Below are 13,418 nucleotides of genomic sequence, written 5' to 3'. Positions count from 1 at the left end.
AGAAAGATCTACTATCGGGTAGTTTTGCCCGCTTCAGAGGGTGCGCCCCGACCGGGTAGCGTGAACTGTCAACGCAGTCGTCACCCACGACTCTCTTCCGAAGAGCGCTTCGCGCGCCCTCCTTCCATTCCCTCGCAGGAGCGTGTCCCAGCCGTGCGTATCGCAGTCACCGGCTCCATCGCCACCGACCACCTCATGACTTTCCCCGGCAGGTTCGCCGACCAGCTCGTCGCCGACCAGCTGCACACGGTCTCCCTCTCCTTCCTCGTCGACAACCTCGACGTGCGCCGGGGCGGGGTCGGCGCGAACATCGCCTTCGGCATGGGCCAGCTCGGCACCCGGCCGATCCTGGTCGGGGCCGCGGGCTCCGACTTCGACGAGTACCGCGCCTGGCTGGACCGGCACGGCGTCGACACCGGCTCGGTCCGCATCTCCGAGGTTCTGCACACCGCGCGCTTCGTGTGCACCACCGACGCCGACCACAACCAGATCGGCTCCTTCTACACGGGTGCGATGAGCGAGGCCCGGCTCATCGAGCTCAAGGCCGTGGCGGACCGGGTCGGCGGCCTCGACCTCGTCCTGATCGGCGCGGACGACCCCGAGGGGATGCTCCGCCACACCGAGGAGTGCCGCTCGCGCGGGATCCCCTTCGCGGCCGACTTCTCCCAGCAGATCGCCCGCATGGACGGCGAGGAGATCCGGATACTGCTGGACGGGGCGACCTACCTCTTCTCCAACGAGTACGAGAAGGGGCTCATCGAGTCCAAGACGGGCTGGACCGACGAGGAGATCCTCGGCAAGGTCGGCCACCGGGTGACGACCCTCGGCGCGCAGGGCGTGCGCATCGAGCGGGCCGGCGAGGCGACGATCGAGGTCGGCTGCCCCGAGGAGGACCGCAAGGCCGACCCGACGGGCGTCGGCGACGCCTTCCGGGCCGGCTTCCTCTCGGGTCTCGCCTGGGGCGTCTCGCTGGAGCGCGCCGCCCAGGTCGGCTGCATGCTGGCCACGCTGGTCATCGAGACCGTCGGCACGCAGGAGTACCAGCTGCGCCGCGTCCACTTCATGGACCGCTTCACCAAGGCCTACGGCCACGAGGCCGCCGCCGAGGTCCAGGCGCACCTCGCCTAGTCAGGACAGCCGGCGGACCACATAGGCCGAGCCCCGGTCCGCCGGCTCCTCCCCGACGTACTCCTGTTCCCGCATCTCGCACCACGCCGGGATGTCCAGCCGGGCCGCCTCGTCGTCCGAGAGCACCCGCACCGTGCCGCCCACCGGCACGTCCCCGATGACCTTCGCCAGCTCGATCACGGGGATCGGGCAGCGCTTGCCGAGGGCGTCCACGACCAGTTCCTCGGCCCGCACCACCGTCGTCGGAGCGGGCGCCCCCAGCTTCTCCCGCACCCCGGCCACCGTCCGCGGCAGCACCGACAGGAAGCGCTCGACGTCGTCCTCGGCCGTCCCCGCGGGCAGCGACACCCGGACGTTCCCCTCGGTCAGCACACCCATCGCCCGCAGCACATGGCTCGGCGTCAGCGTGCTGCTCGTGCACGACGATCCGGACGAGACGGAGAAACCCTCCCCGTCCAGGGCGTGCAGCAACGCCTCCCCGTCGACATAGAGACAGGAGAAGGTGACGATCCCGGGCAGCCGCCGGTCCGGGTCGCCGACCACCTCCACGTCCGGCACCAGGTGCGGAACCCGCGCCCGGATCCGTTGCGTCAGCTCCCGCAGCCGCTCCGCCTCCTGGACCGCCTCGGCCCGCACCGCCCGCAGGGAGGCCGCCGCGGCGACGATCGCGGGGAGGTTCTCGAAACCGGCGGCCCGCCCCGACTCCCGTTCGTCCACGGGCCCTTGGGCCGCGAACCGCACTCCCTTGCGTACGACGAGCACGCCGACGCCGGACGGCCCGCCCCACTTGTGCGCACTCCCGGTCAGCACCGACCAGCCGCCCTCGACGGGCCCCCACCCCAGTGACTGCGCGGCGTCCACGAGCAGCGGCACCCCCGCCGCCCGGCACGCCTCGGCCACCGCCGCCACCGGCTGCTCGGTCCCCACCTCGTGGTTGGCGGACTGGAGGCACGCCAGCGCGGTGTCCGGCCGCAGCGCCTCCTCGTACGACTCGACCGTCACCGCACCTGACCGCAGCACCGGCACCTGGGTGACCGATCCGCCGCCCGCTTCGAACATGTCTGCCGAATGGAGCACCGAGGAATGTTCGACGGATGACACGATCAGGTGGTTTCCGATCCGCCTCCGACCGGCCAGCGCCCCCGCGACGCCCGCGTGCACGGCCCGTGTCCCGGACGGCGTGAACACCAGCTCGTCGGGCCTGCACCCCACGGCCTCCGCGGTCGCCTCGCGCGCCGCGTCGAGCAGCATCCGGGCCCTGCGCCCCTCCCGGTAGAGCCGGGACGGATCGGCCCAGCCCTCGTCGAGGGAGGCCAACAGCGCCTGACGGGCAACGGGATGGAGGGGAGCGGCGGACGCGGCATCGAAGTAGGACACACCGCAACGTTAGAACTTCCCCGCGGACGGCACGGGTGCGGGGAAGGGCGCGGGCGCCGCCCGCCGGCCCGCGGTCGGGCCCCACCGGACGAAACGGACCGCCGGGACGGCCCGATCTCCCGTCAGAAACCAGACCCCAAGGGTCATCCCACCCCCTTCGGGGTGACCCCCGGCGCGTTAGGGACCCTCCCCGCGCGACCCCAAATAGCGTCCAGTAGGGTTTGGTCCGCATAAACATCCAAACCCCTGCCCGACGCAGGGCGGCGACCGACCAGCGAGAAGGCCGCAGCCAGTAGCGCGGGCGAGACTCTCGGGAAGGCGCTACGTGAGTCCCAACGGCTCCGACCGCTCGCCGCGGCGCCCGATGCGGCGGAAGCTGCTGCAGGCAATGACTGCGGGCCTGGTCCTGGCGACAGCCACCGGTTGCTCGTACAACTGGGAAGACTTCCCCCGCCTTGGTATGCCCACCCCGACCACGGAAGAGGCTCCCCGGATCCTCTCCCTGTGGCAGGGTTCCTGGGCGGCGGCGCTCGCCGTAGGCGTGCTGGTGTGGGGCCTGATCCTGTGGAGTGCTTTCTTCCACCGGCGCAGCCGCACCAAGGTCGAAGTTCCTCCCCAGACCCGGTACAACATGCCCATCGAGGCGCTGTACACCGTGGTCCCGCTCATCATCGTCTCGGTGTTGTTCTACTTCACCGCCCGCGACGAGACGAAGCTCCTCAGCCTCAAGCCGAAGCCCGACGTCACGGTCAACGTGGTCGGCTTCCAGTGGAGCTGGGGCTTCAACTACGTCGCGGACGTCCCCGGCTCGACCGGTGACGCGAAGACCGACGCGAACCTGAACGCGATTCCGGACCGGTTCAAGAAGGACTTCCCGGCGAACGCCGGCGGTGTCTACGACGTCGGCACGCCCGGCACGCGGAACCCCCAGACGAACAACCCCGGCCCGACCCTCTGGCTCCCCAAGGGCAAGACGGTCCGCTTCGTCCTCACCTCGCGTGACGTCATCCACTCCTTCTGGGTGGTGCCGTTCCTGATGAAGCAGGACGTCATTCCGGGCCACACCAATGCCTTCCAGGTGACCCCCAACAAGGAGGGCACCTTCCTGGGCAAGTGCGCCGAACTCTGCGGCGTCGACCACTCCCGGATGCTCTTCAACGTGAAGGTCGTCTCCCCCGAGCGCTACGAGGCCCACCTCAAGGAGCTCGCGGCGAAGGGTCAGACCGGTTACGTCCCGGCCGGCATTGAGCAGACGGGCCACGAGAAGAACCGGGAGACGAACAACCTGTGAGCATCCTCAACGAACCTCAGGGTGCCGCCGAGACCGAGGACTCGTACGAGAACGAGGTACCGGTCCGGCGCAAGCAGCCCGGCAACGTCGTGGTCAAGTGGCTCACCACCACCGACCACAAGACGATCGGCACGCTGTATCTGGTGACGTCGTTCGCGTTCTTCTGCATCGGCGGTGTCATGGCGCTGCTCATGCGCGCCGAGCTCGCCCGGCCCGGTCTGCAGATCATGTCGAACGAGCAGTTCAACCAGGCGTTCACGATGCACGGCACGATCATGCTGCTGATGTTCGCGACGCCGCTGTTCGCCGGTTTCACGAACTGGATCATGCCGTTGCAGATCGGCGCGCCCGACGTGGCGTTCCCGCGGCTGAACATGTTCGCGTACTGGCTGTACCTCTTCGGCTCGACGATCGCGGTGGGCGGTTTCCTCACCCCGCAGGGCGCGGCCGACTTCGGCTGGTTCGCCTACTCCCCGCTGTCGGACGCGGTCCGCTCGCCGGGCATCGGCGCCGACATGTGGATCATGGGTCTGGCCTTCTCCGGCTTCGGCACCATCCTCGGCGCGGTCAACTTCATCACCACCATCATCTGCATGCGCGCTCCGGGCATGACGATGTTCCGCATGCCGATCTTCGTGTGGAACGTGCTGCTCACCGCGGTGCTGGTGCTGCTGGCCTTCCCCGTCCTCGCGGCGGCCCTGTTCGCGCTGGAGGCGGACCGTAAATTCGGTGCGCATGTCTTCGACGCGGCAAACGGCGGAGCCTTGCTCTGGCAACACCTCTTCTGGTTCTTCGGCCATCCAGAGGTGTACATCATCGCGCTGCCGTTCTTCGGGATCATCTCCGAGGTCATCCCGGTCTTCTCGCGCAAGCCGATGTTCGGTTACATGGGCCTGATCGGCGCGACCATCGCGATCGCCGGTCTGTCCGTGACGGTGTGGGCCCACCACATGTACGTCACCGGCGGTGTACTGCTCCCGTTCTTCTCCTTCATGACGTTCCTCATCGCCGTTCCGACGGGTGTGAAGTTCTTCAACTGGATCGGAACGATGTGGAAGGGCTCCTTGTCCTTCGAGACACCGATGCTCTGGGCCGTCGGCTTCCTCATCACCTTCACCTTCGGTGGTCTGACCGGCGTCATCCTGGCCTCGCCGCCGATGGACTTCCACGTCTCCGACTCGTACTTCGTGGTGGCGCACTTCCACTACGTCGTCTTCGGCACCGTGGTGTTCGCGATGTTCTCCGGCTTCCACTTCTGGTGGCCGAAGATGACCGGCAAGATGCTCGACGAGCGCCTCGGCAAGATCACCTTCTGGACGCTGTTCGTCGGCTTCCACGGCACGTTCCTGGTGCAGCACTGGCTGGGTGCCGAGGGCATGCCGCGTCGTTACGCGGACTACCTCGCGGCCGACGGCTTCACCGCGCTGAACACGATCTCGACGATCAGCTCGTTCCTGCTCGGCCTGTCGATCCTGCCGTTCCTCTACAACGTGTGGAAGACGGCCAAGTACGGCAAGCCGGTCGGCGTCGACGACCCGTGGGGCTACGGCCGCTCTCTGGAGTGGGCGACGTCCTGCCCGCCGCCGCGGCACAACTTCCTCACCCTGCCGCGGATCCGCTCCGAATCCCCGGCCTTCGACCTGCATCACCCGGAGATCGCCGCTCTCGACCAGCTCGAGAACGCCGGTCACGGTACGTCGGCTCTGTCTGGTGGCAAGGAGGCCGGCAAGTGAAGGTCCAAGGCAAGATGTTCATCTGGCTGGCGCTCTTCATCCTCGTCATGGCGATCGTCTATGGCGTGTGGTCGAAGGAGCCGGCCGGTACCACGGCGCTCTTCCTGGGCTTCGGCCTGAGCATCATGATCGGCTACTACCTGGCCTTCACGGCCCGGCGGGTCGACCAGATGGCTCAGGACAACAAGGAGGCCGACGTCGCGGACGAGGCCGGCGAGGTGGGCTTCTTCAGCCCGCACAGCTGGCAGCCGCTCGCGCTCGGTGTCGGTGGCGCGCTCGCCTTCATGGGCGTCGTCTTCGGCTGGTGGCTGCTGTACTTCTCGGCCCCGATCATCATGATCGGCCTGTGGGGCTGGGTCTTCGAGTACTACCACGGTGAGAACCGCACCCAGTAGGGCGCGCCGATCACCCGGGAGCCCGGACCCTCCGCAAGGAGGGTCCGGGCTCCCTCGTTTGCCGGTAGCCGTCCCCCGCACGGGTCACCCGCCGCGCAGCAGTTGACGGTCGTTCATAGCGTGGGCCCATGAACCACTCTCCGCGCATCCGCACGGTCATCGGCTGCACCGCCCTGGTGGTCGCCCTCGGCGCCGGCGTCACCGCCTGCTCCGACGGCCACCCGCTCTCGGCGAAGCCGTACGACGCGGCGGGACTGATCTCCTTCAACGGTGTATCCGGCGACGGCAAGAAGGCCGCGAAGGTCGACCCGGACAAGCCTCTGGAAATCACCGCCGAGGACGACGACGAGCAGATCACCGACGTCACGGCCACGGACGCGTCAGGACGCTACGTCGTGGGCGAACTCGCCGCCGACGGCAGCCGTTGGCACAGCACCTCCCCGCTGGCCGCAGGCGCCCACTACACGGTGCGGGTGAGCACCGAGGACGAGGACGGCGCCCAGGGTCGCAAGACCTTCGAGTTCGACACCACCACGCCCACCACGAAGCAGCACGTGGACGTGAAGTTCGGCCCGAAGGAGGGCACGTACGGGGTGGGGCAGCCCGTCACGGCCGAACTCAGCGTCCCCGTCAAGGACAAGGCGGCCCGCACGGTCGTCGAGCGGGCCCTCCAGGTCGACTCGATCCCCGCCGTGGAGGGCGCCTGGCACTGGGTGGACGACAAGACGCTGCACTACCGGCCCAAGGAGTTCTGGCCCGTCCACGCCACGATCCAGGCGCACAGCAACCTGGCCGGCATCCGGATCGGCGACCGTCTGTGGGGCGGCAACGCCAAGGCGCTGAAACTCACCACCGGCGACAAGCTGGTCGCCATCACGGACGCCGCGGCGCACTCCATGACGGTCTACCGCAACGGCCAGCAGATCAACCAGATCCCGGTCACCACCGGCAAGCCCGGCTTCGAGACCCGCAACGGTGTCAAGGTGGTGCTGGAGAAGCAGTACTTCGTACGGATGCGCGGCACCACCGTCGGCATCGCCGAGGACAGCGCCGACTCGTACGACCTGCCCGTCTACTACGCCACCCGGGTCACCTGGAGCGGCGAGTACGTGCACGCCGCGCCCTGGTCCGTGGGCGACCAGGGATACGCCAACGTCAGCCACGGCTGCACCGGCATGAGCACCAGCAACGCCGAGTGGTTCTTCGACAATGTCCGCGAGGGCGACATCGTGCAGGTCAAGAACTCCAACGGCGCGACGATGGACCCGTTCGGCAACGGCTTCGGCGACTGGAACATGCCCTGGAAGAAGTGGCGCGAGGGAAGCGCCGTCGTGGGCGGCACCCCCGATGCCCCCTCTGCGGCGCAGAAGGCCCGCCTGCGCCCAGAGTCCGTGTGACGTCCGGGCGCCGGGCGGGAGCCCGCCTCTCAGGCGCCCAGAAGAGCCTTACGGCGCAGCAGGGAGGCCAGCGAGGCCGCGAACTCCACCGGGTCCACCGGATGGGTCACGGCCGCCTCCGCGCGGCTCCACGTGGCCAGCCAGGCGTCCTGGGGCCGGCCGATCAGGACGAGCACGGGCGGGCAGTTGAAGACCTCGTCCTTGATCTGCCGGCACAGACCCATGCCGCCCATCGGCACGGCCTCGCCGTCCAGCACGCAGACGTCGATGCCGCCCTTGTCGAGCTCGCGGACGACGGCGGCCGGCGTCGCGCACTCCACGAACTCGACGGCGGGTACGTCGGGAGCGGGCCTGCGCCCGGTTGCGAGCCGCACCTGTTCGCGGGTGTTGGAGTCGTCGCTGTAGACCAGCACCGTGGCGGTCGGCTGCATTCTTCCTCCGAGACGTCGGCGTCGTACGGACATGAAGCGATCGGGCTGATCGGTCAGGCCCCGATGCGCGGATGCTACTCCCTTGAACACCTCGTCAACACCGGTTCGGACAGGCCTTCGATGGGCCATATGGGCTGGACACACCCCATCAACACTCCGAACGGCACCCCCCGGGGTGAGGGCGGGATAAGCGACCGACATAATGTCGGTCGTGGCGACAGCAACGACAGTAGAAACCGGGCACGCGCACCCGTCGGTCAATCGGCCGAACCTCACCAGCGTCGGAACCATCATCTGGCTGAGTTCCGAGCTGATGTTCTTCGCGGCCCTCTTCGCGATGTACTTCACCCTGCGATCGGTGACCGGGCCGGAGCACTGGAAGGAAATGGCGTCCAGCCTGAACTTCCCGTTCTCCGCGACGAACACCACGATCCTGGTGCTCTCCTCCCTGACCTGCCAGCTCGGCGTATTCGCCGCCGAGCGCGGGGACGTGAAGAAGCTCCGGATGTGGTTCGTCGTCACCTTCATCATGGGTGCGATCTTCATCGGCGGTCAGGTCTTCGAGTACACCGAGCTGGTCAAGAAGGACGGGCTCTCGCTCTCCTCCGACCCGTACGGCTCGGTGTTCTACCTGACCACCGGCTTCCACGGACTGCACGTGACGGGCGGCCTGATCGCCTTCCTGCTGGTCCTCGGCCGCACCTACGCGGCCCGGAGGTTCACCCATGAGCAGGCGACCGCCGCCATCGTCGTGTCCTACTACTGGCACTTCGTCGATGTCGTCTGGATCGGCCTCTTCGCCACGATCTACATGATCAAGTAGCCGGGCCCACCGCCCGACACATCCAGAAGCATCGACGCAGAAGATCCTGACACCGGGGTAATCCGTGAAAAAGCTCTCCGCACGACGACGCCATCCGCTGGCGGCGGTCGTCGTCCTACTCCTCGCGCTGGCGGCCACCGGGGGGCTGTACGCCGCGTTCGCACCCGCGGGCAAGGCGCAGGCCGATGAAACCGCCCAGTCCCTCGCCATCGACGAGGGCAAGAAGCTCTACGCCGTGGGCTGCGCAAGCTGCCACGGCACCGGCGGTCAGGGCACCACCGACGGGCCGAGCCTCGTGGGCGTCGGCGCCGCGGCGGTCGACTTCCAGGTCGGCACCGGCCGTATGCCGGCCCAGCAGCCGGGCGCGCAGATCCCGAAGAAGAAGGTCATCTACTCGCAGGCCGAGATCGACCAGCTGGCGGCGTACATCGCTTCGCTCGGCGCCGGTCCCGCGATCCCGACCAAGAACCAGGTCAGCCCCGAGGGGGCGGACATCGCCGCGGGTGGCGAGCTCTTCCGCACCAACTGCGCCCAGTGCCACAACTTCACCGGCAAGGGCGGCGCGCTGACCCACGGCAAGTACGCGCCCAGCCTGGAAGGTGTCGACCCGAAGCACATCTACGAGGCCATGCAGACCGGCCCGCAGAACATGCCGTCCTTCCCCGACACGACGCTGTCGACGAAGAACAAGCAGGACATCATCGCGTACCTCGACGCGGTCAACGGTGACGACACCGAGAGCCCCGGCGGCCTCGAACTGGGTGGCCTCGGGCCGGTCAGTGAGGGCCTGTTCGGCTGGGTGTTCGGTCTCGGCGCGCTGATCGCCGTCGCCGTCTGGGTCGCCGCTCGGACCGCAAAGGCCAAGAAGTCATGAGTAGCCAAGACATTCCAGAAGAGAACCTGCCCGCTGCGCAGGACGCCGACGAGCACGCTCCCGGCACGGTAGCCGTCGCGGACGAGACGAACCCGTTCGCGGACCCCGGCCTGCCGCCCCACGAGCACCGCATCCAGGACATCGACGAGCGGGCCGCCAAGCGGTCCGAGCGTACGGTCGCCATGCTGTTCACGCTGTCGATGCTGGCGACCGCCGGGTTCATCGCGTCGTACGTGACGATCCCGAGCGACAAGTCGATCTACGTCTTCCCGATCGGGCACATCAGCGCGATGAACTTCGCGCTCGGTCTGACCCTCGGAGTGGCGCTGTTCTCGATCGGCGCGGGTGCGGTCCACTGGGCCCGCACCCTGATGTCCGACGTCGAGATCATCGACGAGCGTCACCCGATCGCGGCGGAGCCCGAGGTCAAGGCCAAGGTCCTGGCCGACTTCAAGCAGGGTGCCAAGGAGTCCGCGCTCGGCCGTCGCAAGCTGATCCGCAACACGATGTTCGGCGCGCTGGCCCTGTTCCCGCTCTCCGGCGTGGTGCTGCTGCGGGACCTCGGTCCGCTGCCCGGCACCAAGCTCCGCCACACGCTGTGGTCCAAGGGCAAGCTGCTCGTCAACATGAACACGAACGAGCCGCTGCGTCCCTCGGACGTCGCCGTCGGTTCGCTCACCTTCGCCAAGCCCGAGGGCCTGGAGGAGCACGACGAGGACTTCCAGAAGGAGATCGCCAAGGCGGCCCTGATGATCGTCCGGCTCCAGCCGGAGAACATCAAGGACAAGCAGGAACTCGAGTGGTCCCACGAGGGCATCGTGGCCTACTCGAAGATCTGCACCCACGTGGGTTGCCCGATCTCCCTGTACGAGCAGCAGACGCACCACGTCCTCTGCCCGTGCCACCAGTCCACCTTCGACCTCTCCGACGGTGCCCGAGTCATCTTCGGCCCGGCCGGTCACGCCCTGCCGCAGCTGCGCATCGGCGTGAACGACGAGGGCTACCTCGAGGCGCTCGGCGACTTCGAAGAGCCCGTCGGTCCTGCATTCTGGGAGCGCGGATGAGCACTACCACGACCTCCGACTCGCGCTCGCGCGAGAAGGCGCCCGCGGGTGAGCGGGTAGCCGACTGGGCCGACGGCCGCCTGGGGATCTACTCCCTGGCCAAGGCCAACATGCGCAAGATCTTCCCCGACCACTGGTCGTTCATGTTGGGTGAGGTCTGCCTCTACAGCTTCATCATCATCATCCTCACGGGTGTGTACCTGACGCTGTTCTTCCACCCGTCGATGAACGAGGTGGAGTACCACGGCAGCTACGTCCCGCTGCAGGGCCAGCTGATGTCCGAGGCGTTCAACTCGACCATGCACATCTCCTTCGATGTGCGCGGTGGTCTGCTGATCCGGCAGATCCACCACTGGGCGGCGCTGATCTTCCTCGCCGGCATGTTCGTGCACATGATGCGCGTGTTCTTCACGGGTGCGTTCCGCAAGCCCCGTGAGGTCAACTGGGTCTTCGGATTCCTGCTGTTCGTCCTGGGCATGTTCACCGGCTTCACCGGCTACTCGCTCCCGGACGACCTGCTCTCCGGCACCGGTGTCCGCTTCATGGAGGGCGCGATCCTGTCCGTGCCGATCGTCGGCACGTACCTGTCGTTCTTCCTCTTCGGCGGCGAGTTCCCGGGCGGCGACTTCGTGGCCCGCTTCTACTCGGTGCACGTGCTGCTGCTGCCGGGCATCATGCTCGGCCTGGTCGTCGGCCACCTGATCCTGGTCTTCTACCACAAGCACACGCAGTTCGCGGGCCCCGGCAAGACGAACAACAACGTCGTCGGCATGCCGCTGCTGCCGGTCTACATGGCCAAGGCCGGAGGCTTCTTCTTCCTGGTCTTCGGTGTCATCGCGGCCATCGCGGCGATCGCCTCGATCAACCCGATCTGGTCCCTGGGCCCGTACCGTCCGGACCAGGTGTCCACGGGCGCCCAGCCCGACTGGTACATGGGCTTCTCCGAGGGTCTGATCCGTGTCATGCCCGGCTGGGAGATCAACTTCTGGGGTCACACGCTCGTCCTGGGCGTGTTCATCCCGCTGATCATCTTCCCGCTGGTCCTGGTCGCGATCGCGGTCTACCCGTTCATCGAGTCCTGGGTCACCGGCGACAAGCGCGAGCACCACATCCTGGACCGCCCGCGCAACGTCCCGACCCGGACCGCGTTCGGTGCCGCCTGGATCAGCTGGTACTTCGTCCTGCTCGTCGGTGGTGGCAACGACCTCTGGGCCACGCACTTCCACCTGTCGATCAACTCGATCACCTGGTTCGTCCGGATCGCGTTCTTCGTCGTGCCGGTGCTGGTCTTCCTCGCCACCAAGCGGATCTGCCTCGGCCTCCAGCGCCGCGACCGGGACAAGGTGCTGCACGGCCGCGAGTCGGGCATCATCAAGCGCCTGCCGCACGGTGAGTTCATCGAGGTCCACGAGCCGCTCAGCCAGGACGCGCTGCACACGCTCACCGCGCACGAGCAGTACAAGCCGGCCGAGATCGGCCCGACGGTCGACGAGAACGGTGTCGAGCGCAAGGTCAGCGGCCCGGAGCGGCTGCGCGCCAAGCTGAGCAAGGGCTACTACGGGGAGGACAACCAGATCCCCAAGCCCACGGTCGAGGAGTACAAGGAGATCACGAGCGGCCACGGCCACCACTGATCACCTGCCGATCCTGCTGATCGCCACGGCTGGAGCCCCGTCCATTGCATGGACGGGGCTCTTTGCCGTCCTCCGGGCTGGATAGGGTGGAGCCTGCCGGTACGTGCGTGCGTACCCGCCTTTTGTACGTGTCTACGAACCCAGGAGCGGCATATGAGTGCTGTGACCCCCGCTGGAGGCGACATCGCGGCGGGCCGTTCCTGGCCCGAGGTACTGAACGGCCTGCTCGACGGCCGTGACCAGAGCGCCGACGACACGGCGTGGGCGATGGACCGCATCATGCGCGGCGAGGCGACGGACGCGCAGATCGCCGGCTTCGCGGTGGCGCTGCGCGCCAAGGGCGAGACGGTCGAGGAGATCTCCGGACTCGTCCGGACGATGTACGAGCACGCCAACGTGATCGAGGTGCCGGGCCCGGCGGTGGACATCGTCGGGACGGGCGGCGACGGCGCGAAGACGGTGAACATCTCCACGATGTCCGCGATCGTGGTCGCCGGGACCGGCGCCAAGGTCGTCAAGCACGGCAACCGGGCCGCGTCGTCGGCCTCGGGCGCCTCGGACGTCCTGGAGAAGCTCGGCGTCAATCTGGAACTGACACCGAAGCGGGTCGCCGAGGTGGCCGAGGAGGCCGGGATCACCCTGTGCTTCGCCGTGAAGTTCCATCCGGCGCTGCGTCACGTGGCCGCCGCGCGCGGCCAGCTGGGGATCCGGACGACGTTCAACATCCTCGGCCCGCTGACCAACCCGGCACGGGTGAAGGCCCAGGCCGTCGGTGTGGCGGACCCGCGCATGGCGCCCATCGTGGCCGGTGTCTTCGCCGAGCGGGGCAACTCCTCGCTGGTCTTCCGCGGTGACGACGGGCTCGACGAGCTGACCACGACGTCGACGTCGCGCGTCTGGGTCGTGCGCGACGGCAAGGTGACCGAGGAGCGCTTCGACCCGCGCGACGTCGGGATCGAGCTCGTCCCGGTGGAGGCCCTGCGTGGCGCCGACGCCTCGTACAACGCGGACGTCGCACGACGGCTGCTGAACGGCGAGCACGGTCCCGTGCGGGACGCGGTCCTGCTGAACTCGGCGGCGGCGCTGGTGGCGCTCTCGCCGGGCGACGCGCCGCTGACGGAGCAGATCCGTGCCGCCATGGCGCTGGCGGCCGAGTCGATCGACTCGGGGGCCGCGAAGCAGGCCCTCGACCGGTGGGTGCGGGTCAGCAACGCCTGACCGCCGCCGTCCGTACCCGACGTGACACAGGGCGCAGTCCGGATCCTGGACTG

12 protein-coding genes are annotated in these 13,418 nt (G+C 68.0%); 10 read left to right on the top strand and 2 right to left on the bottom strand.

All coding sequences use genetic code 11. From position 1 onward, the window contains the following. The first annotated feature begins 153 nt into the window (after positions 1 to 153). Entirely contained in the window at positions 154 to 1,128 is a 975-nt protein-coding gene (locus tag ACZ4IF_RS00970; RefSeq protein WP_467558374.1) for a carbohydrate kinase family protein, read from the top strand. On the opposite strand, the gene ACZ4IF_RS00965 is transcribed toward ACZ4IF_RS00970, so the two are convergent. Beyond that, a complete protein-coding gene (locus ACZ4IF_RS00965) occupies positions 1,129 to 2,505 on the bottom strand; it encodes an aminotransferase class V-fold PLP-dependent enzyme (RefSeq protein ID WP_467558372.1) in 1,377 nt (458 codons plus the stop codon). A 325-nt stretch (positions 2,506 to 2,830) separates the two neighbouring features. On the opposite strand from ACZ4IF_RS00965, the gene ctaC reads away from it, so the two are divergent. From ctaC to ACZ4IF_RS00945, 4 genes are all read left to right on the top strand, one after another. Beyond that, positions 2,831 to 3,796 carry an aa3-type cytochrome oxidase subunit II gene (ctaC, locus tag ACZ4IF_RS00960; protein WP_028805212.1) on the top strand — a complete coding sequence of 322 codons (966 nt, stop codon included), beginning with the start codon at positions 2,831 to 2,833 and terminating at the stop codon, positions 3,794 to 3,796. After that, a complete protein-coding gene (gene ctaD / locus ACZ4IF_RS00955; protein ID WP_345643474.1) occupies positions 3,793 to 5,529 on the top strand; it encodes an aa3-type cytochrome oxidase subunit I in 1,737 nt (578 codons plus the stop codon). Before ctaC ends, ctaD begins: the two co-directional genes overlap by 4 nt. Beyond that, entirely contained in the window at positions 5,526 to 5,924 is a 399-nt protein-coding gene (locus tag ACZ4IF_RS00950; RefSeq protein ID WP_095933792.1) for a cytochrome c oxidase subunit 4, read from the top strand. The genes ctaD and ACZ4IF_RS00950 overlap by 4 nt, the downstream gene beginning before the upstream one ends. Positions 5,925 to 6,052: 128 nt before the next feature. Further along, entirely contained in the window at positions 6,053 to 7,321 is a 1,269-nt protein-coding gene (locus ACZ4IF_RS00945) for a L,D-transpeptidase (protein WP_467558369.1), read from the top strand. A gap of 29 nt (positions 7,322 to 7,350) precedes the next feature. On the opposite strand, the gene ACZ4IF_RS00940 is transcribed toward ACZ4IF_RS00945, so the two are convergent. Beyond that, positions 7,351 to 7,752 carry a response regulator gene (locus ACZ4IF_RS00940; protein ID WP_095933790.1) on the bottom strand — a complete coding sequence of 134 codons (402 nt, stop codon included), beginning with the start codon at positions 7,750 to 7,752 and terminating at the stop codon, positions 7,351 to 7,353. Between the two features lie 202 nt (positions 7,753 to 7,954). Here ACZ4IF_RS00940 and ctaE point away from each other — a divergent pair, with 202 nt between their 5' ends. The 5 genes from ctaE to trpD all read left to right on the top strand — a co-directional run bounded on the left by ctaE (position 7,955) and on the right by trpD (position 13,365). Further along, positions 7,955 to 8,575 (top strand): aa3-type cytochrome oxidase subunit III, encoded by a 621-nt coding sequence (ctaE, locus tag ACZ4IF_RS00935; RefSeq protein ID WP_028803258.1) that lies wholly within the window; start codon positions 7,955 to 7,957, stop codon positions 8,573 to 8,575. A 64-nt stretch (positions 8,576 to 8,639) separates the two neighbouring features. Next, positions 8,640 to 9,449, top strand: a complete 810-nt coding sequence (gene qcrC / locus ACZ4IF_RS00930; RefSeq protein WP_467558367.1) for a cytochrome bc1 complex diheme cytochrome c subunit — start codon at positions 8,640 to 8,642, stop codon at positions 9,447 to 9,449. Continuing rightward, positions 9,446 to 10,513, top strand: coding sequence for a cytochrome bc1 complex Rieske iron-sulfur subunit (gene qcrA, locus ACZ4IF_RS00925; RefSeq protein WP_467558365.1), 1,068 nt, complete (start codon positions 9,446 to 9,448; stop codon positions 10,511 to 10,513). The genes qcrC and qcrA overlap by 4 nt, the downstream gene beginning before the upstream one ends. After that, entirely contained in the window at positions 10,510 to 12,147 is a 1,638-nt protein-coding gene (gene qcrB, locus ACZ4IF_RS00920; protein ID WP_345643493.1) for a cytochrome bc1 complex cytochrome b subunit, read from the top strand. The genes qcrA and qcrB overlap by 4 nt, the downstream gene beginning before the upstream one ends. A gap of 153 nt (positions 12,148 to 12,300) precedes the next feature. After that, positions 12,301 to 13,365 carry an anthranilate phosphoribosyltransferase gene (trpD, locus tag ACZ4IF_RS00915; protein WP_467558362.1) on the top strand — a complete coding sequence of 355 codons (1,065 nt, stop codon included), beginning with the start codon at positions 12,301 to 12,303 and terminating at the stop codon, positions 13,363 to 13,365. The last annotated feature ends 53 nt before the right edge of the window (positions 13,366 to 13,418 follow it).

The sequence above is a fragment of the Streptomyces sp. NPDC025784 genome, assembly GCF_055558435.1.
The sequence above is the reverse complement of the archived record's forward strand: the minus strand, read 5'-3'. Positions and strand labels throughout refer to the sequence as shown.

Bases quoted from the DNA above. Each gene is read 5' to 3' on its own strand.
- ACZ4IF_RS00945 (WP_467558369.1), top strand. From the start codon at position 6,053: ATGAACCACTCTCCGCGCATCCGCACGGTCATCGGCTGCACCGCCCTG.
- ACZ4IF_RS00940 (WP_095933790.1), bottom strand. From the start codon at position 7,752: ATGCAGCCGACCGCCACGGTGCTGGTCTACAGCGACGACTCCAACACC.
- ctaE (WP_028803258.1), top strand. From the start codon at position 7,955: ATGTCGGTCGTGGCGACAGCAACGACAGTAGAAACCGGGCACGCGCAC.
- qcrA (WP_467558365.1), top strand. From the start codon at position 9,446: ATGAGTAGCCAAGACATTCCAGAAGAGAACCTGCCCGCTGCGCAGGAC.
- qcrB (WP_345643493.1), top strand. From the start codon at position 10,510: ATGAGCACTACCACGACCTCCGACTCGCGCTCGCGCGAGAAGGCGCCC.
- trpD (WP_467558362.1), top strand. From the start codon at position 12,301: ATGAGTGCTGTGACCCCCGCTGGAGGCGACATCGCGGCGGGCCGTTCC.